Origin of the sequence: Variovorax sp. CCNWLW235, from assembly GCF_037204085.1 — a bacterium.
In the GTDB taxonomy this organism is placed as follows: Bacteria; Pseudomonadota; Gammaproteobacteria; order Burkholderiales; family Burkholderiaceae_C; genus Variovorax.
Map to the genome: position 1 here is coordinate 22533 of NZ_JBBCBW010000030.1, position 26219 is coordinate 48751.

Below are 26219 nucleotides of genomic sequence, written 5' to 3' on the forward strand. Positions count from 1 at the left end.
GGCTGTCGAATTGTCGTTCCGCGCCTCGCAGCTGTCATCCCAGCCGCAGCAGCAGCGCAGAAGCCGCACACACCAGCAGGAACGGAATGCTGATGCGGTGAAATTCGCGCAGGCCGTGCGGTACCCGAGCGAGCCGCAGCGCAATCAGGTTGGCCAGCGAACCCAGCACGCAGCCGAAGCCGCCCACGCTCACCCCGGCGGCGAGTGCCGGCAGATCGCGCACATGGCCGTCGAGCAGAATTGCGGCCGGCACGTTGCTGATGAACTGGGACGCGACGATGGCGGCAAAGTAGGCACGCCATCCCTCGGTAATCGGCCAATGGTTCAGCAGGGCCACCACGGCGGGCAGTTCGGCCAGCTGGCGCAGGTCCACGAACATCAGCGCAATGATCGCAAGCAGGGCCCAGTCGATGCCGCGCAGCACGCGCGGATACGTCACCAAAAACACGCCGAACACCACGCCCAGGCCCGCCAGCAGCCAGTGCCGGTCGAGCGCGACGACGAAGCCGACGAACAGCACGCCCGCCAATGCCAGAAGCCGCGGCTGCACCGGTGTCGCTTCCGCCTCGGGCTTGAGCGCGATGGGCGTGCGCGGCACCAGCAGCCACACGGCCACGAAGAGCCAGAACAGCATCACCGCTACCGTCGGCCCCATCATGGCCATGAAGGCGAAGAAGCTCTCTCCGGAGCGGTGCCAGAGATAGAGGTTCTGCGGGTTGCCGATGGGCGTGAGCGCCGAGCCCGCATTCACCGCCAGCGCCTCGAGCACCACGAGCCGCGCGAGCGGCAGGTGCGCCTGGTTGGCGAGCACCCGCGTGAGCGGCACCAGCAGGAACAGGCTCACGTCGTTGGTCACCAGCGCCGAGAGAAAGGCCGCGCTTGCGGTCAGCAGCAGCGCAAGGCTGCGCTGGTTGTGCGTGCGCGCGAGCAGGCGCTGCGCGGTGGCTTGCAGCATGCCGCTTTTTTCCACCCCCTGCGTAATGGCCAGCAGCCCCGCCAGTGCGCCCACGGTCTCCCAATCGACCAGCCGCAGCCAGTCCATCGGCGTGCGCGGGCGCAAGAATGCGAACGCCACCGCTACGGCGACCAGCACCCATAGCAGGCCGTTGCCGCCGCCCTGTTCGCCCGGCGGCGCCGCCTTGGCTTCAGCGGCCGACGAGGTCACGCAACTCGCGCTTGAGCACCTTGCCGATCGCGCTGCGCGGGAGCTCGTCGATGAAATGCAGGCGCGCCAGGCGCTGCGTCTTGCCGAGCTGGTCGTTGGTCCATTGCAGCAGTGCGGCCTCGGTGGTGTCGTTACCCTCGCGGCGCACCACGAAGGCCACCGGCGTCTCGCCCCACTGCTCGGAAGGCACGCCCACCACGGCCACGTCGGCCACCGCCGCATGGGCGCGCACCACGGCTTCGAGATCGCTCGGGTAGATGTTGAAGCCGCCGCTGATGATCATGTCCTTCTTGCGGTCGAACAGCGTCAGGAAGCCGTCGGCATCGAAGCGGCCCACGTCGCCGGTGCGGATGAAGCGCTTGCCGCCGACGTCGAACCATTCGGCCTCGCGCGTCTTGGCGGGCTGGCGGTGATAGCCGGTCATCATGCCGGCCGAATGCCCCACCACCTCGCCGGCCAGTTCGGTGTTGCCGCGCGGGATTTCATGGCCGTCTTCGTCGATCAGCCGGATGTCGCTGCCCTCGGCCGGGCGGCCCACCGTGTGAAGCTTGTCGGGGTTGAGGTGCGCTTCCAGGATGCAGGTGCCGCCGCCCTCGGTCATGCCGTAGAACTCGATCAGCCCGCCCGGCCAGCGCTTGAGCACGTCGGCCTTGAGCGCGGCATTGAATGGCGCGCTGGTGCTGAACTTGAAGCGGAACGACGAGAGATCGTGCGCATCGAAGCGCGGATGCGCCATCAGCCGCTGGTACTGCACCGGCACCAGCATGGTGTGCGTCACGCGGCGCTGTTCGGCCAGTTGCAGATAGCCGAGCGCGTCGAACTTCGGCATCAGCACCACGCAGCCGCCGAAGGCGATGGTGGGGAAGAACACCACCAGCGTGGTGTTCGAATAAAGCGGTGTCGACAGCAGCGTGACGGTGTCGGCGCCGTACTCGTACTTGGCACCGCGCTGCACATGGGCCCAGCGCATGCCGTGGCCCTGCACGATGCCCTTGGGCTCGCCCGTGGTGCCAGAGGAATAGATGATGTTGAAGGGCCAGGAAGGCTGCGTTTCGACCGCCGTGGGCCGTGCGCCCACGGGTGCCAGCCAGCTCTCCAGGCTTTGGCCGGCGGCGGAGCCGTCGAGCGCCACGCGCGGAATGCTGCCTTCCTTTGCCGGGCCGACAACCTCGGCCGCCGCGGCGTCAGTGAAGAGAATGCGCGCGTCCGCGTCTTCGATCATGCGGGCCAGGCTGGCCGGCGTGGAGCCGGGCGCGAGCGGCGCGACCGCCACACCCGCGCGCAACGCACCGAGGAAGACCGCCGCGTAGTTCACCGACGAAGCCGCGCAAACCGCGATGGCGTCGCCGGGCTCGAGGCCGCCCTGCTGCAGGCTGGCCGCGATGCGGTCCATCAGCGCGTCGAGCGCGCCGTAGTTCAGCGTGTGATGCGCATCCGCGAGCGCGGCGTGGTCGGGCGTGTGTTGCGCATGGAGGCGAACCAGGTCGGCAATGGCGCCGAAATCGCGTTCCATCGCAGCTTGGATGGCAGGGTGCGTTTGCAAAATCGATCCTTCGTCTTGGCCAGACGGCAGGATAGCGAAGAAGCGCCGGACCGGGTGAGCTGCACGCGACGGACTGGTTGCCGCCGCGGCAGCGTCAGTTGTTAAACCCCGGCGGCGTGGGCCTGCTGGTCCGCGTGATAGCTCGACCGCACCATCGCGCCCACGGCCGCATGGCTGAAGCCCATCTTGTAGGCCTCTTCCTCGAACATCTTGAAGGTGTCGGGATGCACATAGCGGCGCACTGGCAGGTGCGAGCCCGACGGCGACAGGTACTGGCCGATGGTCAGCATGTCGATGTCGTGGGCGCGCATGTCGCGCATCACCTGCAGGATCTCTTCGTCGGTTTCGCCCAGGCCCACCATGATGCCGCTCTTGGTCGGCACATCGGGGTGCAGCGCCTTGAACTTCTTGAGCAGATTCAGGCTGAACTGGTAGTCGCTGCCGGGGCGCGCTTCTTTATAAAGGCGGGGCGCGGTCTCGAGGTTGTGGTTCATCACGTCCGGCGGCGCGGCCTTCAGGATCTCGAGCGCGCGGTCGTCGCGGCCGCGGAAGTCGGGCACGAGAATCTCGATTTGCGTCATCGGCGAGAGCTCGCGAATGTTCTTGATGCAATCGACAAAATGCTGGCTGCCGCCGTCGCGCAGGTCGTCGCGGTCGACGCTGGTGATCACCACGTACTTCAGGCGCAGCTTGGCGATGGTCTTGGCAAGGTTGAGCGGTTCGTCCTTGTCGAGCGGGTCGGGGCGGCCGTGGCCCACGTCGCAGAACGGGCATCGGCGCGTGCACTTGTCGCCCATGATCATGAAGGTGGCCGTGCCGTTGCCGAAGCACTCGCCGATGTTCGGGCACGAAGCCTCTTCGCAGACCGTGTGCAGGTTGCTCTCGCGCAGGATCTGCTTGATTTCGTAGAAGCGGGTGGTCGGGCTGCCCGCCTTCACGCGAATCCACTCGGGCTTCTTGAGCACCTCGCCCTGCTGCACCACCTTGACGGGAATGCGCGAGAGCTTGGCCGCGGCCTTCTGCTTGGCCAGCGGGTTGTAGTTTTCGGCGCTTTGCGCGTCGCGGACGACTTCGGTGGTGCTCATTGGATTGCTAGGGCGCCAGGTAGGTGGTGAGCTTCTGGCTCAGGACCCGGGCAGCGTCTTCCCATGTGGTTTGGACCCCGATTGTAGAAAGATCGACCGTTTGCAGCCCCGCGTAGCCGCAAGGGTTGATTCGCGAGAAGGGTTCGAGGTCCATCCGGGCGTTGAGCGCCACGCCGTGGTAGGTGGCGTGGCGGCTCACCTTGATGCCCAGCGCTGCGATCTTGCCCAGGCCCCGAAACGGGTCGCCGGCGGGCAGCGGACCGGTCAGCGCGGCATGGGAGAACGGGTCGTCCAGCCGCACGTAAATGCCCGGCGCGCCCGCCACGCGGTGCCCCGTCACGCCGAAATGCGCCAGCGTGCGCAGCACCGATTCCTCGATGCGGTAGACGTATTCCTTCACGTAGTAGCCGGCGCGGCGCAGGTCGATCAGCGGATAGCCCACCACCTGGCCCGGGCCGTGGAAGGTGACCTGCCCGCCCCGGTCGGTCTGCACGACCGGAATGTCGCCGGGGTTCAGGATGTGGTCCTGCTTGCCCGCAATGCCTTGCGTGAACACCGGCGCGTGCTCGCACATCCATAGCGCATCGGGCGTTTCAGCCTTGCGCTCGAGCGTAAACCGCTTCATTGCCTCGAAGGTCTCGGCATAGCCGACGCGACCCAGCCATTGCGCGGCAATGGCGGCGGCGGGTGCGTGTTCTGCGACCATCATCGGGGCCTTGGTGTCAGAGTACGACCTTGACCGACGGATGCGTCGACAGCGCGCGATACAGGTCGTCGAGCTGCTCGCGGCTGGTGGCGGTCACGGTGATCGTCACGCCCAGGTAGTTGCCCGCCTTGCTGTCGCGCAGCTCGACCGTGGTGGCATCGAAGGTCGGATCGAAGCGTTCGGCGATCTGCGTGATGGCATGCACGAAGCCGTCGGCCTTGACGCCCATGACCTTGATCGGGAACTGCGAGGGGTACTCGATCAGCGACTCCTTGCGCGGATCGGGAATCGGAGTGCTCGTGTCGGTGGTGCTGTCGGTCATGCGGGGGTCGCTCCTTGTTTCTGTGGCTTCTCTGCGTTGCGCTGCTTGGCCTCTTGGTAAGCCGCGTACAAGGCTTGGTAGATGGGGCCGGGTCGGCCGTTCCCAATGGCCTGGCCGTCGAGCGTTACCACGGGCAGCACTTCCTTGCTGGCCGACGAGAGCAGCAACTCATCGGCGCCGAACACTTCGTCGCGTGAAATGCGGCGCAGTGCAAACGGAATGCCGCACTCGGCGCACAGGCGCTCCAGCAGGCCGTAGCGGATGCCGGTCAGCACCAGGTTGTCCTTGGGCGGGCCGATGAGTTGACCGTCCTTGGCGATCCACACGTTGCTCGACGAGGCTTCGCTCAGCCATTCGCCCCTGAACATGACGGTTTCGGCCGCACCGGCTTCCACGCTGATCTGCCGCGCCAGCACCGCGCCCAGCAGGCTGGTGCTCTTGATGTGCGCCTTCTCCCAGCGAAAGTCGGCCGCGGTCACGCAGGCCACGCCCTTGGCGCGTACGGCATCGGACACCGGCGGCAGCGGATTCACCATCACGAACACTGTCGGGCGCACGCCCTTGGTCATGGCATGATCGCGCGGCGCAACGCCACGGGTAATCTGAAAGTACACGGCCTGGGGTGCATCGCCGCCCGGTTCAGTCAGCCGCATCACGATGTCGCGCCATTGGGCGAGCGTGAGCGGGTTGGCAATCTGCAGCTCAGCCAGCGAGCGATCGAGCCGTGCCATGTGTTCTTCGAAGCAGAAAGGCTGGCCGCCGTAGACGGGGACGACTTCATAGATGCCGTCGCCGAAAATGAAGCCGCGGTCGAGAACGCTGATCTTCGCGTCCCGAAGGGCGGTGTACTCGCCGTCGAGGTAGCAGAGCGTGGTGGGGAGAGCGGCAGTAAGAGGGTGCATGCGGGAATTATGGTTGTGCGCGCCTGGTCGGGTTCCGGTCAGCCAATGAGGCCTCGTTTTGCAAACGTGACAGTTCAGGTGGCCGGGCAGGCTGGGTTTCTACTTATAATCAATGGCTTTGTTAAATTCACGGCTGACAGACAACGCGAGCGGCATTCCAATGACAACCAGCGCTCCTGTCTCCGAGATCGATGCTGAAGTCTCCGACTTCAAGCCGCTGACCGCCGAAGAGGCCCAGCGGCTTCGCGAGAAAAATCCCGAAATGTCGCCCTGGTGGGTGATTGGGGCCCAGGTGGCCATGGGATTGCTTGTGGCCGGAGTGGCATGGATGTGGACTCAGCGGCCGGGTGCCGCGGTGTCGGCGTTTTACGGAGCCATGGCGGTAGCGATCCCGGCGGCGTTGTTCGTGCGGGGTGTGCGGCGGGCACGGGGTGCCGTGTCGCAATCTGCTGTCATGCTGCGGTTTTTTGTGTGGGAGTTGATCAAGATCGCGTTGACCGTTGCCTTGCTGGCGGCGGCACCGTGGCTGATCGAGGGCATCAGTTGGCTGGCCTTGTTGGCCGGCGTGGTGGTCGCCATGAAAATGTACTGGGTGGCCCTGTTGGTGCGGCCCGGATTGTTGAACCGGATTTGACTGTTTAAAAAGAGACGCTGAAAGATGGCCGCCGAAGGACACGCCCCGACCGCGAGTGAATACATCGTTCACCACCTCCAGCACTGGCAAGTTGACTGGAGCCTCAATCCCGTGGTCCAGAAGGCCATCGTCGACTTCAACGTCATCAACCTCGACTCGGTGCTCTATGCGCTGATCGTGGGTGCGTTGGGCTGCTTCGTGCTGTGGCTGGCAGCTCGCAAGGCCACGCCGGGCGTGCCGGGCCGGTTCCAGGCTGCGGTCGAAATGCTCGTCGAAATGGTCGACAACCAGGCCAAGTCGAACATCCACAACGCAAAGAGCCGCAAGTTCATTGCGCCGCTGGCGCTCACCGTGTTCGTCTGGATCTTCCTGCTGAACGCCATGGACATGCTGCCGGTCGACATGCTGCCCTCGCTCTGGGCCAAGGTCTTCGAGGCGGCCGGACACGATCCGCACCACGCCTATATGCGTGTCGTTCCCACGGCCGACCTGTCCACCACGCTCGGCCTGTCGACCTCGGTGCTGCTGCTGTGCCTGTTCTACAGCATCAAGATCAAGGGCCTGGGCGGCTGGGGCCATGAGCTCATCACTGCACCTTTCGGCGCGCACCCGGTGCTCTGGCCGATCAACCTGCTGATGCAAGTCATCGAATACCTGGCCAAGACCGTCTCGCACGGCATGCGGTTGTTCGGCAACATGTATGCGGGTGAACTCGTTTTCATGCTGATCGCGCTCATGGGTGGTGCGATGGCGGCTTCGTTCTCGGGAGTGATGCTGCCCATCGGGCACGTCATTGCCGGTACCGTCTGGGCGATCTTCCACATCCTGGTGATCACGCTTCAGGCATTCATTTTCATGATGCTGACCTTGATCTATCTCGGCCAGGCTCATGAAGCGCATTGAGTTTTCTTTTTTCTTTTCGTTTGCTTTCAATCTGTATTAAGGAGTCATCATGGAAAACGTTCTCGGTCTCGTCGCTCTGGCTTGTGGTTTGATCGTCGGTCTCGGCGCGATCGGTGCTTCCATCGGTATTGCACTGATGGGTGGCAAGTTCCTCGAGTCGTCGGCTCGCCAGCCTGAACTCATGAACGAACTGCAAACCAAGATGTTCATCTTGGCCGGTCTGATCGACGCTGCGTTCCTGATCGGCGTGGCAATTGCCCTGCTGTTCGCTTTCGCCAACCCGTTCATCGCCGCTCTGCCGAAGTAATTTCCGTTCAACGCCACTCCAGAAAGGTGTTGCCGTGAGTATCAACGCGACCCTGTTCGTTCAGGCCATCGTCTTCCTGCTGCTTGTGCTGTTCACGATGAAGTTCGTGTGGCCGCCGATCGCGAAGGCCTTGGACGAACGAGCACAAAAGATCGCTGCGGGCCTGGCGGCCGCCGAGAAGGCCAAGGCCGAACTGGCCTCCGCCAACCAGCGTGTCGAGCAGGAACTGGTGGCGTCTCGTAACGAGACCACCAATCGCCTGGCCGATGCCGAGCGCCGTGCCCAGCAGATCATCGAAGAGGCCAAGAGCCGCGCAACCGAGGAGGCCAACAAGATCGTGGCCGCCGCGCGCGAAGAGGCCAACCAGCAGTCCGTGCGTGCGCGTGAGGCGCTGCGCGAGCAGGTGGCCGCACTGGCCGTCAAGGGTGCCGAGCAGATTCTCCGCAAGGAAGTCAACGCCGGCGTTCATGCCGACTTGCTCAGCCGCCTGAAGACCGAGCTCTGAGGACGACATGGCCGAACTCGCGACCATTGCCCGTCCCTACGCCGAGGCGCTGTTCAAGGCGTGCTCCGGCGACCTCGAAGGCACGGCAGGCTGGCTCGACCAGTTGGCGTCCGTCGCCGGCAGCCCGCAGCTCCTGGAGTTCGCGGCCAACCCGAAGGTGCCGCCCGAGCAGGTGTTCGAGCTGATCGCCGGGCTTTCGAAGCAGCCCTTGCCCGATGCGGGCAAGAACTTTCTGCGCGCCGTCATCGACAACGGCCGGTTGGCTGCATTGCCCGAAGTGTCAATCCAGTTCCGGGCCTTGTGCAATGCGCGCAGCGGGGCTGCCGATGCCGTGATCTACAGCGCTTTCCCGATTGACGACGCGGCGCTGCAAGAGGTTGGCGCGGCGCTGGAGCGGCGCTTTGCGCGCAAGCTCACGACGCGGGTCGAGCTCGACCCCTCGCTCATCGGCGGCATCCGTGCCGTGGTCGGCGACGAAGTGCTCGACACCTCGGTCAGGGCGCGCCTCGAACAAATGAAAGCGGCGCTGACCGCCTGACGGCGGCCGGCAGCCAGTTGGCCCCATTTACAGAAAGAAGGAAAGAGTCATGCAACTCAATCCCGCAGAAATTTCCGAACTGATCAAGAGCCGCATCGAGGGTCTCGGCGTCAGTGCCAACATCCGCAACGAAGGCACCGTGGTTTCGGTGACCGACGGCATCGTGCGCGTGCACGGCCTGTCCGACGCGATGCAAGGCGAAATGCTCGAATTCCCGCCGAGCGCTGACGGCACGCCGTCGTTCGGCCTGGCGCTGAATCTCGAGCGCGACTCGGTCGGCGCCGTGATCTTGGGCGAATACGAGCACATCTCCGAAGGCGACACGGTCAAGTGCACCGGCCGCATCCTGGAAGTGCCGGTCGGCCCCGAGCTCATCGGCCGCGTGGTCAATGCGCTGGGCCAGCCGATCGACGGCAAGGGTCCGATCAACGCCAAGATGACCGACGTGATCGAAAAGGTCGCCCCGGGCGTGATCGCCCGCAAGTCGGTCGACCAGCCCCTGCAAACCGGCCTGAAGTCCATCGACTCGATGGTGCCGATCGGCCGCGGCCAGCGCGAGCTGATCATCGGCGACCGCCAGACCGGCAAGACCGCCGTGGCCATCGACGCCATCATTGCCCAGAAGGGCCAGGGCGTGACCTGCATCTACGTTGCGATCGGCCAGAAGGCTTCGTCGATCAAGAACGTGGTGCGTGCGCTCGAGCAAGTGGGCGCCATGGACTACACGATCGTGGTGGCCGCATCGGCCTCCGAATCGGCGGCCATGCAGTACGTGTCGGCCTACTCGGGCTGCACGATGGGCGAGTACTTCCGCGACCGCGGCCAGGACGCGCTGATCGTCTATGACGACCTGTCCAAGCAAGCCGTTGCATACCGCCAGGTGTCGCTGCTGCTGCGCCGCCCGCCAGGCCGCGAAGCCTACCCCGGCGACGTGTTCTATCTCCACAGCCGTCTGCTCGAGCGCGCCGCGCGCGTCAACGCCGACTACGTGGAAGCCTTCACCAAGGGTGAAGTCAAGGGCAAGACCGGCTCGCTCACCGCGCTGCCGATCATCGAAACGCAAGCCGGCGACGTGTCCGCTTTCGTGCCGACCAACGTGATCTCGATCACCGACGGCCAGATCTTCCTGGAAACCAACCTGTTCAACGCAGGTATCCGCCCCGCCATCAACGCCGGTATCTCGGTGTCGCGCGTGGGTTCGGCGGCCCAGACCAAGATCATCAAGGGCCTGTCGGGCGGTATCCGTACCGACCTCGCGCAGTACCGCGAGCTGGCTGCGTTCGCGCAGTTCGCTTCCGACCTGGACGAAGCCACCCGCAAGCAGCTCGACCGCGGTGCCCGCGTGACCGAACTGCTGAAGCAGGCCCAGTACAGCCCGCTGCCGATCTCGCTGATGGGTGCCACGCTGTTTGCCGTGAACAAGGGTTTCATGGACGACCTGGACATCAAGAAGGTTCTGTCCTTCGAGCACGGCCTGCACCAGTTCCTGAAGACCAGCCACGGCCCCCTGCTCGACAAGATCGAGCAAGCCAAGGCGCTCGACAAGGACGCCGAGGCCGAACTGACGAGCGCGATCACCGCGTTCAAGAAGTCGTTCGCCTGATCGACCTGACAAGGAGCCCCCATGGCAGCTGGTAAGGAAATCCGCGGCAAGATCAAATCGGTGGAAAACACCAAGAAGATCACCAAGGCCATGGAAATGGTCTCGGTCTCCAAGATGCGCAAGGCGCAGGAGCGCATGCGCGCCGCGCGCCCCTACAGCGAGAAGATTCGCAACATCGCGGCCAACCTGGGCCGTGCAAACCCCGAATACGTTCACGCGTTCATGAAGACGAACGAGGCCAAGGCCATCGGCTTCATCATCGTGACGAGCGACAAGGGTCTGTGCGGCGGCTTGAACACCAACCTGCTGCGCGCCGTGACCACCAAGCTGCGCGAAGCGCAGGCGGCCGGCACGGCCATCGAGTCGGTGGCCATCGGCAGCAAGGGCCTGGGCTTTCTGAACCGCATCGGCGCCCGCGTGGTCGCGCACGTCACCCATCTGGGCGACACGCCTCACCTGGACAAGCTCATCGGCCCGGTCAAGACGCTGCTCGACGCCTATGCCGAAGGCAAGCTATCCGCGGTGTACCTGTGCTACACCAAGTTCATCAACACCATCAAGCAAGAGCCGATCGTGGAGCCCCTGCTTCCGCTGGCGGCCGAGTCGCTGAAGATGGAAGAAGGCCAGCACTCGTGGGACTACATCTACGAGCCCGATCCTGAAAGCGTGATCGATGAGCTGCTGGTGCGCTATGTGGAGTCGCTGGTCTACCAGGCCGTGGCCGAGAACATGGCTTCCGAGCACTCGGCCCGCATGGTTGCGATGAAGGCTGCAACCGACAACGCCGGCAATGTGATCAGCGAGCTCAAGCTGGTCTACAACAAGACCCGTCAGGCCGGCATCACCAAGGAACTCTCCGAGATCGTCTCGGGCGCGGCGGCAGCCGCGGGCGTGTAAGCCAGTTTCACGGTCGTCCCCCTACAAACAATTTTTATCGGAGCACACATGGCTCAAGCAAACGCAGTGCAAGGCAAGATCGTTCAATGTATCGGCGCTGTGGTCGACGTGGAGTTCCCGCGCGACCAGATGCCGAAGGTCTATGACGCTTTGAAGTTCGAAGGCAGCGCGCTGACCCTCGAAGTCCAGCAGCAGCTCGGCGACGGCGTGGTGCGCACCATTGCGCTCGGCTCGTCCGACGGCCTGCGCCGCGGCCTGATCGTGACCAACACGGGCGCGCCCATCACCGTGCCGGTCGGCAAGGCCACGCTGGGCCGCATCATGGACGTGCTCGGCGCGCCCATCGACGAGCGCGGCCCGGTCGGCCAGGAGCTCACTGCTTCGATCCACCGCAAGGCACCCGCATACGACGAACTGTCGCCCTCGCAAGACCTGCTGGAAACCGGCATCAAGGTGATCGACCTGGTGTGCCCGTTCGCCAAGGGCGGCAAGGTGGGCCTGTTCGGCGGCGCCGGCGTGGGCAAGACCGTGAACATGATGGAACTCATCAACAACATCGCCAAGGCTCACTCGGGTCTGTCGGTGTTTGCCGGCGTGGGCGAACGTACCCGCGAAGGCAACGACTTCTATCACGAGATGGCCGACTCCGGCGTCGTGAACCTCGAGAAGCTCGAAGACTCGAAGGTGGCCATGGTCTACGGCCAGATGAACGAACCCCCGGGCAACCGCCTGCGCGTGGCCCTGACCGGCCTGACCATTGCCGAGTCGTTCCGCGACGAAGGCCGTGACGTGCTGTTCTTCGTGGACAACATCTACCGCTATACGCTGGCCGGTACCGAAGTGTCGGCACTGCTCGGCCGCATGCCTTCCGCCGTGGGCTACCAGCCGACGCTGGCCGAAGAAATGGGCCGCCTGCAAGAGCGGATCACCTCGACCAAGGTCGGCTCGATCACCTCGATCCAGGCCGTGTACGTGCCGGCCGACGACTTGACCGACCCGTCGCCCGCCACCACCTTCGCCCACCTGGACTCCACCGTGGTGCTGTCGCGCGACATCGCTTCGCTCGGTATCTACCCCGCCGTGGACCCGCTCGACTCGACCTCGCGCCAGCTCGACCCGAACGTGGTCGGCGAAGAGCACTACAACGTGGCCCGCGCCGTGCAAGGCACGCTGCAGCGCTACAAGGAACTGCGCGACATCATCGCGATTCTGGGCATGGACGAACTGGCACCGGAAGACAAGCTTGCCGTGGCCCGCGCCCGCAAGATCCAGCGTTTCCTGTCGCAGCCGTTCCACGTGGCCGAAGTGTTCACGGGCTCGCCTGGCAAGTACGTGCCGCTGGCCGAAACCATCCGCGGCTTCAAGATGATCGTGAACGGCGAAGCCGACCACCTGCCGGAACAAGCGTTCTACATGGTCGGCACCATCGACGAGGCTTTCGAGAAGGCCAAGAAGGTCGCGTAAAGCGGCGCAGGAACGCACATGGCAAACACCATTCACGTCGACGTGGTCTCCGCAGAAGAGTCGATCTTCTCGGGCGAGGCCAAGTTCGTCGCGCTGCCCGGTGAAGCCGGCGAGCTCGGCATCTATCCGCGCCACACGCCGCTGATCACGCGCATTCGCCCGGGGGCAGTGCGCATCGAAACGGCCGACGGCGGCGAAGAGTTCGTCTTCGTGGCTGGCGGCATTCTCGAAGTGCAACCCGACACCGTCACCGTGCTGTCCGACACCGCCATTCGCGGCAAGGACCTCGACGACGAAAAGGCCAACCAGGCCAAGGCCGCCGCCGAGGAAGCGCTCAAGAACGCCAAGAGCGACATCGACATTGCCATGGCGCAATCCGAACTCGCTGTCATGGCTGCGCAGATCGCGGCGCTTCGCAAGTACCGCCAGAAGAAGTAAATACCGCGGTAGCCCCACCGGGTCCGCCAGAAAAAAGCCGCCTCCGGGCGGCTTTTTTTCGTCCTCAGAACTTGACTTGCACACAGCTTTGGTCTGAATTTGGTCGAAGTTCAGCCTTGTCCGGCTGAAGACCTGCCTCTAGTATTCGCGTTCATTCACCTGCGGCGAGCCTTGGGGCAGTGGGCAACAAAGACGGAGACAACAACGCGTGACACGCTGGAGCGGCATCACTGCGGACGAAATGCGGTTGCTGGAGACCACCTTCTGGTCGGCCGGCGGCTCGCGCCATGCCATGGCCGAACAGCTCGGCTTCTCGAAGAGCAAAGCGAATGCGCTGATTGCGGGCCTGGTCGAGCAGGGTCTCCTGGCCGAGGCCGGGCTCCAGCGCTCATCCGGCGGGCGGCGGGCCGAAAACCTGCAGCTGCATGCTGGCCTCGGCGTGCTGGTCGGCATCGACATTGGCGCCACCAGCCTCGACGTTGCGGTGCTGCGGCCGGACCTCACCGTGCTTGCTCAGCATGACGAACCCGCCGATGTGCGCGAAGGCCCCGCGGTCGTGCTGGCTCGGGTGCGCGTTCTGATGCGCGAGTTGCTCGCACGTTGCAACAGCAGCGCCAGGAACGTGCTCGGCATCGGTATCGGCGTCCCGGGCCCCGTCAACTTCGAGATCGGGCAACTCGTGAACCCGCCGCTGATGCCGGCATGGGACAGCTTTTCGATCCGCGACTACCTGCGCGAGGACTACGCGGCGCCCGTCTTCGTCGACAACGACGTGAACCTGATGGCGCTCGGCGAGCTCTGGCGTCTCAAGCGCTCGCTCAACAACTTTCTCGTGATCAAGATCGGCACCGGCATCGGCTGCGGCATCGTCTGCCATGGTGAGGTCTATCGCGGCGCCGCCGGTTCGGCCGGCGACGTGGGGCACATCTGCGTCGACCAGGAAGGCCCGCGCTGCCATTGCGGCAATGTGGGCTGCGTGGAAGCCATGGCGGCGGGGCCGGCCATCACGCGCATGGCCGTGCAGGCGGCCGAAGCCGGTGAAAGCGCCATGCTCGCCGAATGCCTGCGGGTGCATGGCCGCATCGAAGCCGTCGACGTCGGGCAGGCAAGCCGCGCCGGCGACACGGCGGCCAACGGCATCATTCAGAACGCCGGCAACCTCATCGGCCAGATGCTGGCGTCGGTGGTGAATTTCTTCAATCCGTCGCACGTGTTCATCGGCGGCGGCATCACGCGCATCGGGCCGCTGTTTCTGGCGGCCGTGCGGCAGAGCGTCTACCAGCGTTCGCTCGCGCTCTCGACCCGGCACCTGGAAATCCAGTACACGCCGCTGGGCGTGCAGGGCGGGCTGATCGGCGCCGGCGTGCTCGCAATGCACGAAACGTTGAAAGTCCGCGGAGTGGCGCCATGACCCCAGAAGAAACCAAGGGAAGCGTCGCCGTCGAATTTGCCGATGTGGTGAAGGCCTTCGGCCCGGTGCAGGTGCTGCATGGCGTGAGCTTTTCGCTGGCGCCGGGCCGCGTCTACGGGCTGCTCGGCGAAAACGGCGCGGGCAAGTCGACGCTGATGAAGATTCTTGCGGGCTACGAGTCGCTCACTGGCGGCGTGCTGCGCATCAACGGCCAGTCGCAGCAGTTCACGAGTTCTCGCGATGCCGAGGCCCTGGGCATCGTGCTGATCCACCAGGAATTCAATCTTGCCGAAGACCTGAGCGTGGCGCAGAACATCTTTCTCGGCCACGAGAAGAAAAAAGGCTGGCTGCTCGACGATGCTTCGATGGAACGCGATGCCGCCGCAGCGCTTGCAGCCGTCGGCCTGCAGGTCGATCCGCGGACCAAGGTGCGCCGGCTGATCGTTGCGGAAAAGCAGCTCGTCGAAATCGCCAAGGCCATTGCCCGGCGCGCGCGCCTGCTCATCATGGACGAGCCCACCGCCACGCTCACGCCCGGCGAAACCGAGCGGCTCTTCAAGCTCATCGCGCAGCTGCGCGCGGACGGCGTGACCATCGTCTACATCTCGCACAAGCTCGACGAAGTGGAGCAGGTGACCGACGAGGTGATCGTGATGCGCGATGGCCGCTTTGTGGCGCGTGCACCCACCCCCGAGGTTTCGCGCCAGCAGATGGCCAACCTCATGGTGGGCCGCGAATTGGCCGACCTGTACCCGCCGCGCGACGTGGTGGTGGCCGCCGACGCACCCGCCATGCGCGTGCGCAACTTCAGCGTGCCCGGCTGGGCGAACGATGTCGGCTTTGAAGTGCGCCCCGGAGAGATCCTCGGCTTCGCGGGCCTGGTCGGCGCGGGCCGCACCGAGCTGTTCGAAGGCCTGCTGGGTCTTCGGCCGGCCAGCGGCCAAGTCGAGATGCTCGGCAAGGCGGTGCCCGACCGGAAGGGCTGGCGCAATCCGCGCGACGCCGCCAAGCACGGCCTCACCTACCTGAGCGAAGACCGCAAGGGCAAGGGCCTGCACGTGAACTTCGGGCTGCGCCAGAACCTCACGCTGATGGCGCTCGATCGCTACACCCGCCCATGGCTCCAGCCCGATGCCGAACGCGGCGCGCTGGCCGAGGCCGTGAAGGACTACGGCATTCGCACCGGCTCGCTCGACGTGCGCGCATCGTCGCTTTCGGGCGGCAACCAGCAGAAGCTCGCACTTGCCAAGGTGCTGCAGCCCAAACCCAAGGTGGTGGTGCTCGACGAGCCCACGCGCGGCGTCGACATCGGTGCCAAGCGCGACATCTATTTCCTGATCCAGCGACTCGCCCGCGAAGGGCTCGCGGTGATCGTCGTTTCGTCGGAACTGATGGAACTCATCGGCCTGTGCCACCGCGTGGCGGTGATGCGCGCGGGGCGCCTCGTCGCCACGCTCAATGCCGACAACCTGACTGAAGAGGAGCTCATCGCTCATGCCACCGGAACAGCAGACACCCATGCCGCAGCCTGAAGCCGCGCAGCACCGCAGCGAAAGCAAGCCGCGCTGGACCGAGCGCCTGCACGGCCTCGGCCCGGTCATCGGCCTTGTGCTGCTGTGCATCGGCGGCACGCTGCTCAACAGCGACTTTGCCACCGTCGACAACGCCATGAACGTGCTCACGCGCACGGCCTTCATCGGCATCATTGCGGTAGGCATGTGCTTCGTGATCATCTCGGGCGGCATCGACCTGTCGGTGGGCTCGATGGCGGCGCTCATCGCGGGCAGCGTGATCATGTTCATCAACTGGGCCGGACCGGCCTCGGGTTCGCCGCTCATGGCGGTGGTGATGGGCGCGGTGCTCGCAGTGGTGCTAGGCGCGCTGTTCGGCCTGGCGCACGGCCTGCTCATCACCAAGGGGCGCATCGAGCCATTCATCGTCACGCTGGGCACGCTCGGCATCTTTCGCGCCTACCTCACCTACTTTGCCGACGGCGGCGCGCTCACGCTCGACAACGACCTGTCGGACCTCTATGCGCCGGTGTACTACGCAAGCCTGGCGGGAATCCCGGTGCCGGTGTGGGTGTTCGTGATCGTCGCGATCATCGGCGGTGTCATATTGAACCGCACGGCCTACGGCCGCTATGTGCAAGCCATCGGATCGAACGAGCAGGTGGCGCGTTATGCGGCAGTGGACGTCGACCGCGTGAAGATCCTGACCTACGTGCTGCTGGGCGTGTGCGTGGGCATTGCCACGCTGCTGTACGTGCCGCGCCTGGGCTCGGCGTCGCCGACCACGGGCCTCCTGTGGGAGCTCGAGGCGATTGCCGCGGTGATCGTCGGCGGCACCGCGCTCAAGGGCGGCGCGGGCAGCATCACCGGCACCGTCGTGGGCGCGATCCTGCTTTCGGTCATCAGCAACATCCTCAACCTCACCAGCATCATCAGCGTGTACCTCAACGCCGCGGTGCAGGGCTTCGTGATCATCATCGTTGCGTTCCTCCAAAGAGGGCGCCGCTAATTCGTTCCCGTTCCGCTTCACCATCAACCACAAGGAGACATCCAGCATGACAAGCTTCACCCGCCGCATCGCACTCACGGCCGTGGCCGCAGCAGCGCTCGCGAGCCTGCCCGCACTCGCCGCCGAGAAAGTGAACCTCGGCGTTTCGATTCCCGCGGCCACGCACAGCTTCATGGGCGGCATCAACTACTGGGCCAACCAGGCGAAGAAGGACCTGGAGAAGCAGCACAAGGACCTGAAGATCACGATCAAGACCGCGGCCAACGCGCCCGAGCAGGCCAACCAGCTGCAAGACCTTTCGACCGTCACCAAGATCAACGCGCTCGTGGTGTTTCCGTTCGAATCGGCCGCGCTGACCAAGCCGGTGGCGCAGGTCAAGGCCAAGGGTGCCTACGTGACCGTGGTCGACCGCGGCCTGACCGACACCAGCGCGCAGGACGCATACGTGGCCGGCGACAACACAGCCTTCGGCCGCATTCCGGCCGAATACATTGCCAAGCAGCTCGGCGGCAAGGGCAACGTGGTCGCCCTGCGCGGCATTGCCACCACGCTCGACAACGAGCGCATGGACGCCTTCAACGCGGTGCTCAAGAACCATCCGGACATCAAGCTGCTCGACGCCAAGTACGCCAACTGGAACCGCGACGACGCCTTCAAGGTCACGCAGGACTACCTCACGCGCTTCAAGCAGATCGACGCCATCTGGGCGGCCGACGACGACATGGCCGTGGGCGTGCTCAAGGCCATCGAGCAGGCCAAGCGCGACGACATCAAGATCGTCTTCGGCGGCGCGGGCGCCAAGGGCATGGTCAAGACCATCATGGACGGCAAGGACAAGCGCATTGGCGCGGACGTGAGCTACTCGCCCAAGTTCATCTACGACGCCATCAAGCTCACCGCCGAGGCGCGGCTGAAGGGCGAGAAGCTGCCCGCGACGACGATCATTCCTTCGGTGCTGATCACCAAGGAAAACGCGAAAGACTTCTACCACCCGAACTCGCCGTTCTGAGGTCGCATGCCTTCCTCCCTCTCCCCTCGGGGAGAGGGTTGGGGTGAGGGCAGCGGCAATGGCGGAGGCCGTGTGCTCGCGAACGCCGATGCCCTCACCCTAGCCCTCTCCCAGAGGGAGAGGGGACAGTTACCAGGAACTTCCTACAGATGACTGATCAACCTTCTCGCAAGCTCCGCTGCGCCATGGTCGGCGGCGGGCGCGACGCCTTCATCGGCGCCGTGCACCGCAAGGCCATGGCGCTGGACGGGCAGATCGAGCTCGTGGCCGGCGCGCTGTCGTCGAGCCCCGAGAAGGCGCGCGCGTCGGGCCGCGACCTCGGGCTGGCCGACGACCGCAACCACGGCGACTGGCAGTCGCTGCTGGCTGACGAGCTCAAGCGCCCGCCCGCGGAGCGCATCGACTTCGTCTCGATCGTCACGCCCAACCACGTGCACTTTCCGGTGGCGCAGGCCTTTGCCGAGGCGGGCTTTCATGTGGTGTGCGACAAGCCGCTGGTGCACACGCGCGAGCAGGCCGATGCGCTCGTGGCCACCGTGGCAAGGCACGGCACGGTCTTCGGCGTGACCTACAACTACACCGGCTACCCGATGGTGCGGCAAGCGCGCGAAATGGTCCGCTCGGGCCAACTCGGCGAGCTGCGCAAGGTGGTCGTCGAATACAACCAAGGCTGGCTCGCAAGCCAGCTCGAAGACGCCGGCAACAAGCAGGCCGACTGGCGCACCGACCCGGCGCGCAGCGGCGCAGCGGGCGCCATCGGCGACATCGGCTCGCATGCCGAGAACCTCGTTGCGAGCGTGACCGGACTGGAAATCGAAAGCCTCTGCGCCGACCTGAGCGCGCTGGTGCCGGGCCGCATGCTCGACGATGACGGCAGCCTGCTCTTGCGCTTCAAGGGCGGCGCGCGCGGCGTGCTGATCGCTTCGCAGATCAACACTGGGCTCGAGAACGACCTGCGCCTGCGCATCTCCGGCGCGCTGGGCACGCTCGAATGGCGCCAGGAGCGGCCGAGCGAGCTGCTGCATCTGCCGCACGACGGTCCCAAGCGCACTCTCACGCGCGGCTCGCCGTGGCTGTGCGAATCGGCGCAACGCGCGAGCCGCCTGCCGGCGGGGCATCCCGAAGGCTTCATCGAGGCCTTTGCCAACATCTATGGCGGCGTGGCCGCGGACATCCGCGCACGCATCGCCGGCCAGCAGGCCGATGCCATCGCCGCTGACTATCCGCGCGTGGAAGACGGCGCCCGCGGCGTCCGCTTCATCGAGCGCACGGTGGCATCGTCGAAAAGCGAATTAAAGTGGACGCCCTGGTAGCCGTGCCGCATGCCCGCACCCGCGGGCACGCAACGCACGGCGCCTGGCGCCCATGACACCTTCTTCCCTTCGAGACCTGCCGCCTTCCGGTCCACCACCGTGGCTTCGCGCCCTGGGCCGGCGCTGCCTCGCGCTCTGGCCGCTGAAGCTCGTCGGCAACACGGTGGCCACCATCGGCTTCTTTCCGCTGTACTTCTGGATCATGAAGAACGCCGGCCAGCCCTGGACGTTGCCGCTCACCGCGTTCGACCGGCTGATCGCCTTCTGGCCGGCGCTGCTGCCGGTCTATCTTTCCCTCTGGGTCTACATCGCGCTGCCCGTGTTCCTTGCCAAGGACAAACGGGAGTTCCTGGGCTTTGCACTGAGCTGTGCGGTCATGACCTTCATCTCGCTCGCGGTGTTCTGGTTTGTGCCGACAGCCATACCCAACTTCGCCATCGACGCGACTCCGGGCACCTCGCTTCATTTTCTGAAAACGGTCGATGCGGCCGGCAACGCGTTTCCATCGCTGCATGTGTCGTTCTCGGTGCTTGCCTGTGTAGTGCTGGCGCGGCAATTGCGCGAAGTGGCCGCGCCCATGTGGCTCCGCGCGTTCAACATTGCATGGGCCGCAGCCATCGTCTATTCGACGATGGCGGTGCGTCAGCACGTGCTCGTCGACGTGCTCGGCGGTCTTGCGCTGGGCATCGGGTTCGGGCTGGCTTCGCGGCCACGCCACGCCGTTTCGACAGCGGCTGTGCAGGCGGAGCCGGCGTAGGCCGATCGCGCTATTCCTCACGGCCGGCGCCTGCGGTAAAAACCGGGCATCGTTCCCCTGATTCGACACGGAGCCCGCCATGAAGATCACTGCCGCTGCTTTCTTCACGCTGGCCTGCGCGGCCGCCATGCCCGCCATGGCCATCGACTATCCCGCGCGCAAGCCCGGCCTCTGGGAAATCCAGACCGGCGACGGCACCGCCGCCAAGGGCGCGAGCCAGACCATCCAGCAGTGCATCGACGCGGCCAGCGACAAGGCCCTGCGCGACATGGGCCAGGGCATGGGCAAGGACACCTGCTCCAAGCAGGAGCTGCGCAACGAAGGCGGCAAGCTGGTCATCGATTCGGTCTGCAAGATCGGCTCCACCACCGCCACATCGCACGCCGTGATGAGCGGTGACTTCAGCTCGGCCTATCGCATGGAAAGCAAGTCGACCTACAGCCCGCCGCTGATGGGCCGCGCCGAAGGCTCCGCCGTCATCGAAGCCAAGTGGATCGGCCCCTGCAAGGCCGGCCAGAAGCCCGGCGACATGATCATGTCCAACGGCATGAAGATGAACGTGCTCGAAATGGCAGGCGGGCGCAAGAAGTAGGCGCCGGCCCACAGCGCTTCGCGGCCCGCGCTCGGCAACGCGCAACGCCGCCACCGCCTACGATGCGGCCATGGCCGCGAAGGAAGAAGATCTCGTCGTCGCACGCCCCGAGGGGCTGTATTGCCCACCGGGCGATTTCTACATCGACCCCTGGCGGCCGGTGGCTCGCGCCGTCATCACGCACGCCCACTCCGACCACGCGCGCGCGGGCCATGCGCACTACCTGGCGCATACCGACAGCGCCGGCACGCTGCGCACGCGCCTCGGCAGCGACATCGCGCTGCAGACGCTCGGCTACGGAGAAACCATCGAGCACCACGGCGTGCGCGTTTCGCTGCATCCGGCCGGGCATGTGCTGGGCTCGGCACAGGTTCGCCTCGAACACGGCGGGCGCGTGTGGGTGGCCTCGGGCGACTACAAGACCGAACCCGACGGAACCTGCACGCCCTTCGAGCCTGTACCGTGCGACACCTTCATCACCGAATCGACTTTCGGATTGCCGATCTATCGCTGGCCCACGCAGGCGGCGCTGTTCGCGGAGGTCAATGCATGGTGGCGCGCCAACGCGGAGGCCGGCCGCGCATCGGTGCTGTTCTGCTATGCCTTCGGCAAGGCGCAGCGCATCCTGCACGGCGTCGATGCCTCCATAGGGCCGATCGTGGTGCACGGCGCGGTCGAGCCGCTCAACGCCGTGTATCGCGCCGCGGGCGTGGCCTTGCCAGAGACATTGCGTGTGACCGACCGGGGCGTGGACGCCGCGCTCCTGAAGCGCGCACTGGTGCTGGCGCCGCCATCGGCGCAGGGCACGCCGTGGATGCGCCGCTTCGGCAACTACGCCGATGCTTTTGCGAGCGGCTGGATGCAGTTGCGCGGCACGCGCCGCCGGCGCGGCGTGGACCGGGGCTTCGTCATGTCCGACCACGCGGACTGGCCCGGACTGCAGCAGGCGATCGCGGGCACTGGGGCCGAGCGCGTGTTCGTCACGCATGGCAGCGTGCAGGTGATGGTGCGATGGCTCGCAGAGAGCGGGCTCGATGCGCAAGGCTTCAAGACCGAGTACGGCGATGAAGACGACCAGGAGGCTCCCTCCCCCGCTGGGGGAGGGCCGGGGAGGGGGCAAGCGGCGCCCGATGGGGACGCTGCCAGCCCCCATCCCAACCTTCCCCCAGAGGGGGAAGGAGCAAAGGCATGAAGGACTTCGCCGCGCTCTACCGCGAGCTCGACGCCAGCACCTCGAGCCTTGCCAAGCAGGCCGCGCTGCAGCGCTACCTGCGAGAGGCCGACCCCGCTGATGCGGCGTGGGCCGTGTACTTCCTGGCCGGCGGCAAGCCGCGCCAGCTGGTGCCCACCAAGCTGCTGCGCCTGCTCGCGCAAGAAGCGGCAGGCCTTCCCGAATGGCTGTTCGACGAGAGCTACGAGGCGGTCGGCGATCTTGCGGAAACCATCGCGCTGCTGCTGCCACCGCCCACCGAGGCGCACGACCTCGGCTTGGCGCGCTGGGTCGAGGAGCACCTGCTGCCGCTGCGCGAAGCCGGCAAGTCCGCGCCGGACGAGTTGCCCGCCAGGCTGCGTGCGCAATGGCGCCAGCTTGCGGCCGAAGAGCGGCTGGTGTACTTCAAGCTCATCACCGGCGCATTTCGCGTGGGCGTGTCGAAGCTCCAGGTCACGCAGGCGCTCGCGGCGGTGGGCGGCATCGACGCCAAGCGCGTGGCGCAGAGGCTCATGGGCTACACCCACATCGGCGGCCGTCCGCAAGCCGACGACTACCGCGCGCTCATCGCGCCGGAGTCGGGCGCGGAGCAGGTGCAAAAGACCAGCGGGCAGCCGTACCCCTTCTTTCTTGCGCATGCGTTCAACCTGCCGCTCGAAGAGTTCGATGCGGCGCTCGGTCCGCCGGCCGATTGGGTCGTCGAGTGGAAGTGGGACGGCATCCGCGCGCAACTGGTGAAGCGCGCGGGTGCGGTCTGGTTGTGGTCGCGCGGTGAAGAGCTGGTGACCGAGCGCTTTCCCGAGCTCGCCGTGCTGGGCGAGGCGCTGCACGACGGCACGGTGCTGGATGGAGAGATTGCCGTCTGGCGCGAAGACAAGGTGCAGCCCTTTGCGGAGCTGCAAAAGCGCATCGGCCGCAAGACATTGGGCGCAAAACTGTTGCGCGAAATACCGGTAGTGCTGCTGGCCTACGACATCCTCGAATGGGAAGGCCGCGACCTGCGCGTGCTGCCGCAAGGGGAGCGCCGCGCGTTGCTCGACGAGCTCGTCACGCGCATGCAGCACCCGTCGCTGCTGCCGAGCCCGATGCTTACCGGCATGGAGTGGAGCGACCTTGCGCGTCAGCGCGAAGCCGCGCGCAGCATGGGTGTGGAAGGCATGATGCTCAAGCGCCGCGATGCGCAGTACGGCGTGGGCCGCACCAAGGACGTCGGCGTGTGGTGGAAGTGGAAGATCGACCCGCTCAGCATCGACGCCGTGCTCATCTACGCGCAGCGCGGCCACGGCCGGCGTGCCAGTCTCTACAGCGACTACACCTTTGCTGTGTGGGACGGTCCGCCCGAACAGCAAGACCGCAAGCTCGTGCCCTTTGCGAAAGCCTATTCGGGCCTGACCGATGCCGAGATGGCGCGCGTGGACGCGATCATCCGCAAGACCACGGTGGAGAGCTTTGGCCCGGTGCGCAGCGTGGAGCCGACCCTGGTGTTCGAACTCGGCTTCGAAGGCATTGCGCGCAGCACGCGCCACAAGAGCGGCATTGCGGTGCGCTTTCCGCGCATGCTGCGCTGGCGCGAGGACAAGCCGGTGGCAGAGGCCGACACTCTGCAGACGCTGGCCGCACTGCTGCCGTCATGACCGACCCGGTGGACCCCGCATCTCTCCCTCCCCTCCCGGGGGAGGGCAGGGGTGGGGGCAAGCGGCGTATCAAGAATCAGCTGCCTGTTGAAGGCCGCGTGCCCCCATCCCAGCCTTCCCCCAGCGGGGGAAGGAGCAAGACAGCGGTCAAGGCGGCGCTCGATGCGTGGTTCGAGGCACGCGGCTGGAAGCCCTTCAAGTTCCAGCGCGATGTGTGGAAAGCCATCGCGCAAGGAAAGTCCGGCATGCTGCATGCCACCACCGGCGCGGGCAAGACCTACGCCGTGTGGCTCGGCGCGCTGCAGGTCTTCTCGCAAGCCAAAAAAGAAACCGCGCGCCCCGCCGCGCCGCCGCTCACGGTGCTGTGGCTCACACCCATGCGCGCGCTTGCGGCCGACACGCTGCGCGCGCTGAAGCAGCCGCTCGAAGCGCTCGGCGCAGACGTGCATCCGTGGAGCGCCGGTGCGCGCAGCGGCGACACCTCGTCGGCCGAGCGCGCCGCGCAGAATGAGCGCCTGCCCACCGTGCTCGTCACCACGCCGGAGAGCCTTTCACTGCTGCTTGCGCGCGCCGATGCCAGCGAAGTGCTCGGCCGCGTGAAGATGGTGGTGGTCGACGAATGGCACGAGCTGCTCGGCAACAAGCGCGGCGTGCAGGTGCAGCTGGCCCTCGCGCGGCTCAGGCGCTGGAACGCAGGGCTCGCGGTATGGGGCATGTCGGCCACGCTGGGCAACCTGCAAGAGGCCATGCGCGCATTGCTCGGCGATGAAGCGGGCGTGCTGGTGCAGGGCGCGGTGCCCAAGAAGCTGGTGGTCGATTCGCTGCTGCCCGGCCGCGCCGAGCGCTTTCCGTGGGGCGGCCACCTGGGCCTCACCATGCTGCCGCAGGTGCTCGATGAAATTGCCGCCAGCAGCACCACGCTGGTGTTCACCAACACGCGCTCGCAATCGGAGATCTGGTACCAGGCCATGCTCGAGGCGCGGCCCGAATGGGCGGGCACCATTGCGCTGCACCACGGCTCGCTCGACCGCGCGGTGCGCGAGTGGGTGGAGCTTGGCTTGAAGAGCGGTGAGCTCAAGGCGGTGGTCTGCACATCGAGCCTCGACCTGGGCGTCGATTTCCTGCCGGTCGAGCGCGTGCTGCAGATCGGCTCGCCCAAGGGCGTCGCGCGGCTGCTGCAGCGCGCGGGGCGCTCGGGCCATGCACCCGGCCGGCCGTCGCGAATCACGCTCGTGCCCACGCACAGCATCGAGATGGTCGAGGGCGCCGCGGCGCGCGCGGCCATTGCGGCAGGCCATATCGAGGCGCGTCACACGCCCGTGCAGCCGCTCGACGTGCTGGTGCAGCACCTCGTCACGGTGGCGCTCGGCGGCGGCTTCGTGCCCGACGACCTGTACGCGGAGGTGCGCGGCACCGCGGCCTATGCGGGGCTGTCGCGGGAGAGCTGGGAGTGGTGCCTGTCCTTCGTCTCGCAGGGCGGCCCTTCGCTGGCCGCCTACCCGGACTACCGCCGCGCGGTGCCCGATGCCGAAGGCGTCTGGCGCGTGCCCGATGCGCGGCTCGCGCGGCGGCACCGCATGAACATCGGCACCATCGTGAGCGATGCCAGCATGGCGGTGCAGTACATGGGCGGCGCGAAGATCGGCAGCGTCGAAGAAGGCTTTGTTGCGCGCATGAAGCCCGGCGACTGCTTTCTGTTCGGCGGCCGGTTGCTGGAACTCGTGCGCATTCACGACATGACGGCCTGGGTGCGGCGCGCCACCGGCAAGCGCGCCGCTGTGCCGCGCTGGAACGGCGGGCGCATGCCGCTGTCGACCACGCTGGCCGACGCCGTGGTGCAACAGCTCGCGCTGGCTGGCGCGGGGCGCTATGACTCCCCCGAGCTGCAGTGCGTGCGGCCGCTGCTCGAAATCCAGCAGCAATGGTCGGCCCTGCCCACGCCGCAGACCCTGCTGGCCGAAACGCTCACTACGCGCGAAGGCTCGCACCTGTTCCTCTATCCCTTCGCGGGGCGGCACGTGCACCTGGGGCTTGCAAGCCTGCTGGCCTGGCGCGTGGCGCAGCACGATGCGCGCACCTTCTCCATCGCGGTGAACGACTACGGCTTCGAACTGCTGAGTGCTGTGCCGGTCGATTGGCCCGCGCTGCTGCCGCAGGTGCTGCGCCTGCCGCAAGGCGACGATGCGCATGCCGAACTGCTGCACGAGGTGCTGGCTTCGCTCAACGCGGGCGAATTGGCGCAGCGCCGCTTTCGCGAAATTGCGCGTGTGTCGGGCCTCATCTTCCAGGGCTACCCCGGCGAGAAGCGCAGCAACCGGCAGCTGCAGGCCTCGTCGTCGCTGTTCTGGGAGGTGTTCCGCAAGTACGACCCCGCCAACAAGCTGCTGCTGCAGGCCGAGCAGGAGCTGCTCGCGCAGGAGCTCGAAATCGGCCGCCTGCGCGCCAGCCTTGCGCGCATGGCGACTCAACAGCTGGTGCTGAAGCCGCTCGAGCGGCCGACGCCTTTTTCGTTTCCGCTCATGGTCGAGCTGTTCCGCGAAAAGCTGTCGAACGAGAACGTGGCCGACCGCATCGCGCGCATGGTCGAGCAGCTCGAAAAAGCCGCGGGCGGCATCGTCACCGCTGGCGGAATCGAACGTGTGAAGAGCACGCTCCCGTTCGGCCAGGAAGGGCCGGGCAAGCCACCCGCGCCGCAGCGCCAGCGCAGGCCGCCCTCGCGCCGCTCGCGGCCATTGCCGCCGCTGTGAAGCGAGGAGCGAGC

Annotated in this window: 25 protein-coding genes; 19 read left to right on the forward strand and 6 right to left on the reverse strand. The window is 66.1% G+C overall.

The genetic code is table 11. The features are described 5' to 3' along the window. Positions 1-34 precede the first annotated feature (34 nt). From V9L21_RS23940 to V9L21_RS23965, 6 genes are all read right to left on the reverse strand, one after another. Positions 35-1165, reverse strand: coding sequence for an SLC13 family permease (locus tag V9L21_RS23940; protein WP_337315308.1), 1131 nt, complete (start codon positions 1163-1165; stop codon positions 35-37). After that, the gene (locus V9L21_RS23945) at positions 1146-2678 is read right to left on the reverse strand and encodes a class I adenylate-forming enzyme family protein (RefSeq protein ID WP_337315309.1); all 1533 of its coding nucleotides are present in this window, start codon (positions 2676-2678) and stop codon (positions 1146-1148) included. The genes V9L21_RS23940 and V9L21_RS23945 overlap by 20 nt, the downstream gene beginning before the upstream one ends. 131 nt (positions 2679-2809) lie before the next feature. Beyond that, entirely contained in the window at positions 2810-3793 is a 984-nt protein-coding gene (gene lipA, locus V9L21_RS23950; RefSeq protein WP_157616189.1) for a lipoyl synthase, read from the reverse strand. A 7-nt stretch (positions 3794-3800) separates the two neighbouring features. Continuing rightward, positions 3801-4499 (reverse strand): lipoyl(octanoyl) transferase LipB, encoded by a 699-nt coding sequence (gene lipB / locus V9L21_RS23955; RefSeq protein ID WP_337315330.1) that lies wholly within the window; start codon positions 4497-4499, stop codon positions 3801-3803. 16 nt (positions 4500-4515) lie between these two features. Beyond that, positions 4516-4821 (reverse strand): YbeD family protein, encoded by a 306-nt coding sequence (locus V9L21_RS23960; RefSeq protein ID WP_258502666.1) that lies wholly within the window; start codon positions 4819-4821, stop codon positions 4516-4518. Next, positions 4818-5723 (reverse strand): D-amino acid aminotransferase, encoded by a 906-nt coding sequence (locus V9L21_RS23965; protein ID WP_337315310.1) that lies wholly within the window; start codon positions 5721-5723, stop codon positions 4818-4820. The genes V9L21_RS23960 and V9L21_RS23965 overlap by 4 nt, the downstream gene beginning before the upstream one ends. A 160-nt stretch (positions 5724-5883) precedes the next feature. Here V9L21_RS23965 and V9L21_RS23970 point away from each other — a divergent pair, with 160 nt between their 5' ends. The 19 genes from V9L21_RS23970 to V9L21_RS24060 all read left to right on the forward strand — a co-directional run bounded on the left by V9L21_RS23970 (position 5884) and on the right by V9L21_RS24060 (position 26205). Continuing rightward, the gene (locus tag V9L21_RS23970) at positions 5884-6357 is read left to right on the forward strand and encodes an ATP synthase subunit I (protein ID WP_337315311.1); all 474 of its coding nucleotides are present in this window, start codon (positions 5884-5886) and stop codon (positions 6355-6357) included. 24 nt (positions 6358-6381) lie between these two features. Then, complete coding sequence (gene atpB, locus V9L21_RS23975) at positions 6382-7260, forward strand: F0F1 ATP synthase subunit A (protein ID WP_337315312.1); 879 nt, start codon at positions 6382-6384, stop codon at positions 7258-7260. A 49-nt stretch (positions 7261-7309) separates the two neighbouring features. Further along, the gene (gene atpE / locus V9L21_RS23980) at positions 7310-7567 is read left to right on the forward strand and encodes a F0F1 ATP synthase subunit C (RefSeq protein ID WP_124958928.1); all 258 of its coding nucleotides are present in this window, start codon (positions 7310-7312) and stop codon (positions 7565-7567) included. Positions 7568-7601: 34 nt separating this feature from the next. After that, the gene (locus V9L21_RS23985) at positions 7602-8072 is read left to right on the forward strand and encodes a F0F1 ATP synthase subunit B (protein WP_157616184.1); all 471 of its coding nucleotides are present in this window, start codon (positions 7602-7604) and stop codon (positions 8070-8072) included. Between the two features lie 7 nt (positions 8073-8079). Beyond that, positions 8080-8610: a F0F1 ATP synthase subunit delta gene (locus V9L21_RS23990; protein WP_337315313.1), complete on the forward strand. Its 531-nt coding sequence runs from the start codon at positions 8080-8082 to the stop codon at positions 8608-8610. 49 nt (positions 8611-8659) lie between these two features. Then, positions 8660-10213 (forward strand): F0F1 ATP synthase subunit alpha, encoded by a 1554-nt coding sequence (gene atpA / locus V9L21_RS23995; protein WP_126749117.1) that lies wholly within the window; start codon positions 8660-8662, stop codon positions 10211-10213. A gap of 21 nt (positions 10214-10234) precedes the next feature. After that, on the forward strand, positions 10235-11110 hold the full coding sequence (atpG, locus tag V9L21_RS24000; protein ID WP_281146723.1) for a F0F1 ATP synthase subunit gamma: 876 nt from the start codon (positions 10235-10237) through the stop codon (positions 11108-11110). A 48-nt stretch (positions 11111-11158) separates the two neighbouring features. Next, positions 11159-12574, forward strand: a complete 1416-nt coding sequence (atpD, locus tag V9L21_RS24005) for a F0F1 ATP synthase subunit beta (RefSeq protein WP_126749115.1) — start codon at positions 11159-11161, stop codon at positions 12572-12574. Positions 12575-12592: 18 nt separating this feature from the next. Continuing rightward, positions 12593-13012, forward strand: coding sequence for a F0F1 ATP synthase subunit epsilon (locus V9L21_RS24010; RefSeq protein WP_126749114.1), 420 nt, complete (start codon positions 12593-12595; stop codon positions 13010-13012). Positions 13013-13253: 241 nt separating this feature from the next. Continuing rightward, positions 13254-14423, forward strand: a complete 1170-nt coding sequence (locus V9L21_RS24015) for an ROK family protein (RefSeq protein WP_337315331.1) — start codon at positions 13254-13256, stop codon at positions 14421-14423. Further along, positions 14420-15955, forward strand: a complete 1536-nt coding sequence (locus V9L21_RS24020; protein WP_337315314.1) for a sugar ABC transporter ATP-binding protein — start codon at positions 14420-14422, stop codon at positions 15953-15955. The genes V9L21_RS24015 and V9L21_RS24020 overlap by 4 nt, the downstream gene beginning before the upstream one ends. Continuing rightward, positions 15942-16943: an ABC transporter permease gene (locus V9L21_RS24025; RefSeq protein WP_258502651.1), complete on the forward strand. Its 1002-nt coding sequence runs from the start codon at positions 15942-15944 to the stop codon at positions 16941-16943. Before V9L21_RS24020 ends, V9L21_RS24025 begins: the two co-directional genes overlap by 14 nt. A 46-nt stretch (positions 16944-16989) precedes the next feature. Continuing rightward, positions 16990-17952 (forward strand): substrate-binding domain-containing protein, encoded by a 963-nt coding sequence (locus tag V9L21_RS24030; RefSeq protein ID WP_258502650.1) that lies wholly within the window; start codon positions 16990-16992, stop codon positions 17950-17952. 149 nt (positions 17953-18101) lie between these two features. Continuing rightward, the gene (locus tag V9L21_RS24035; RefSeq protein WP_337315315.1) at positions 18102-19265 is read left to right on the forward strand and encodes a Gfo/Idh/MocA family protein; all 1164 of its coding nucleotides are present in this window, start codon (positions 18102-18104) and stop codon (positions 19263-19265) included. A gap of 52 nt (positions 19266-19317) precedes the next feature. Next, positions 19318-20022, forward strand: a complete 705-nt coding sequence (locus V9L21_RS24040; RefSeq protein ID WP_337315316.1) for a phosphatase PAP2 family protein — start codon at positions 19318-19320, stop codon at positions 20020-20022. Positions 20023-20101: 79 nt separating this feature from the next. Beyond that, positions 20102-20614 (forward strand): DUF3617 domain-containing protein, encoded by a 513-nt coding sequence (locus V9L21_RS24045; RefSeq protein ID WP_337298432.1) that lies wholly within the window; start codon positions 20102-20104, stop codon positions 20612-20614. Between the two features lie 70 nt (positions 20615-20684). Then, positions 20685-21806 carry a ligase-associated DNA damage response exonuclease gene (locus V9L21_RS24050; protein WP_337315317.1) on the forward strand — a complete coding sequence of 374 codons (1122 nt, stop codon included), beginning with the start codon at positions 20685-20687 and terminating at the stop codon, positions 21804-21806. Beyond that, the gene (locus tag V9L21_RS24055) at positions 21803-23458 is read left to right on the forward strand and encodes an ATP-dependent DNA ligase (protein ID WP_337315318.1); all 1656 of its coding nucleotides are present in this window, start codon (positions 21803-21805) and stop codon (positions 23456-23458) included. Before V9L21_RS24050 ends, V9L21_RS24055 begins: the two co-directional genes overlap by 4 nt. Next, on the forward strand, positions 23455-26205 hold the full coding sequence (locus tag V9L21_RS24060; RefSeq protein WP_337315319.1) for a ligase-associated DNA damage response DEXH box helicase: 2751 nt from the start codon (positions 23455-23457) through the stop codon (positions 26203-26205). The genes V9L21_RS24055 and V9L21_RS24060 overlap by 4 nt, the downstream gene beginning before the upstream one ends. Positions 26206-26219 lie beyond the last annotated feature (14 nt).

What these genes read in the sequence shown, in the direction of transcription:
- V9L21_RS23945 (WP_337315309.1), bottom strand. Translation starts at nt 2,678, where the DNA reads ATGGAACGCGATTTCGGCGCCATTGCCGACCTGGTTCGCCTCCATGCG.
- lipA (WP_157616189.1), bottom strand. Translation starts at nt 3,793, where the DNA reads ATGAGCACCACCGAAGTCGTCCGCGACGCGCAAAGCGCCGAAAACTAC.
- lipB (WP_337315330.1), bottom strand. Translation starts at nt 4,499, where the DNA reads ATGGTCGCAGAACACGCACCCGCCGCCGCCATTGCCGCGCAATGGCTG.
- V9L21_RS23960 (WP_258502666.1), bottom strand. Translation starts at nt 4,821, where the DNA reads ATGACCGACAGCACCACCGACACGAGCACTCCGATTCCCGATCCGCGC.
- V9L21_RS23965 (WP_337315310.1), bottom strand. Translation starts at nt 5,723, where the DNA reads ATGCACCCTCTTACTGCCGCTCTCCCCACCACGCTCTGCTACCTCGAC.
- V9L21_RS23970 (WP_337315311.1), top strand. Translation starts at nt 5,884, where the DNA reads ATGACAACCAGCGCTCCTGTCTCCGAGATCGATGCTGAAGTCTCCGAC.
- atpB (WP_337315312.1), top strand. Translation starts at nt 6,382, where the DNA reads ATGGCCGCCGAAGGACACGCCCCGACCGCGAGTGAATACATCGTTCAC.
- atpE (WP_124958928.1), top strand. Translation starts at nt 7,310, where the DNA reads ATGGAAAACGTTCTCGGTCTCGTCGCTCTGGCTTGTGGTTTGATCGTC.
- V9L21_RS23990 (WP_337315313.1), top strand. Translation starts at nt 8,080, where the DNA reads ATGGCCGAACTCGCGACCATTGCCCGTCCCTACGCCGAGGCGCTGTTC.
- atpA (WP_126749117.1), top strand. Translation starts at nt 8,660, where the DNA reads ATGCAACTCAATCCCGCAGAAATTTCCGAACTGATCAAGAGCCGCATC.
- atpG (WP_281146723.1), top strand. Translation starts at nt 10,235, where the DNA reads ATGGCAGCTGGTAAGGAAATCCGCGGCAAGATCAAATCGGTGGAAAAC.
- atpD (WP_126749115.1), top strand. Translation starts at nt 11,159, where the DNA reads ATGGCTCAAGCAAACGCAGTGCAAGGCAAGATCGTTCAATGTATCGGC.
- V9L21_RS24010 (WP_126749114.1), top strand. Translation starts at nt 12,593, where the DNA reads ATGGCAAACACCATTCACGTCGACGTGGTCTCCGCAGAAGAGTCGATC.
- V9L21_RS24015 (WP_337315331.1), top strand. Translation starts at nt 13,254, where the DNA reads ATGCGGTTGCTGGAGACCACCTTCTGGTCGGCCGGCGGCTCGCGCCAT.
- V9L21_RS24020 (WP_337315314.1), top strand. Translation starts at nt 14,420, where the DNA reads ATGACCCCAGAAGAAACCAAGGGAAGCGTCGCCGTCGAATTTGCCGAT.
- V9L21_RS24025 (WP_258502651.1), top strand. Translation starts at nt 15,942, where the DNA reads ATGCCGCAGCCTGAAGCCGCGCAGCACCGCAGCGAAAGCAAGCCGCGC.
- V9L21_RS24030 (WP_258502650.1), top strand. Translation starts at nt 16,990, where the DNA reads ATGACAAGCTTCACCCGCCGCATCGCACTCACGGCCGTGGCCGCAGCA.
- V9L21_RS24035 (WP_337315315.1), top strand. Translation starts at nt 18,102, where the DNA reads ATGACTGATCAACCTTCTCGCAAGCTCCGCTGCGCCATGGTCGGCGGC.
- V9L21_RS24040 (WP_337315316.1), top strand. Translation starts at nt 19,318, where the DNA reads ATGACACCTTCTTCCCTTCGAGACCTGCCGCCTTCCGGTCCACCACCG.
- V9L21_RS24045 (WP_337298432.1), top strand. Translation starts at nt 20,102, where the DNA reads ATGAAGATCACTGCCGCTGCTTTCTTCACGCTGGCCTGCGCGGCCGCC.
- V9L21_RS24050 (WP_337315317.1), top strand. Translation starts at nt 20,685, where the DNA reads ATGGCCGCGAAGGAAGAAGATCTCGTCGTCGCACGCCCCGAGGGGCTG.
- V9L21_RS24055 (WP_337315318.1), top strand. Translation starts at nt 21,803, where the DNA reads ATGAAGGACTTCGCCGCGCTCTACCGCGAGCTCGACGCCAGCACCTCG.
- V9L21_RS24060 (WP_337315319.1), top strand. Translation starts at nt 23,455, where the DNA reads ATGACCGACCCGGTGGACCCCGCATCTCTCCCTCCCCTCCCGGGGGAG.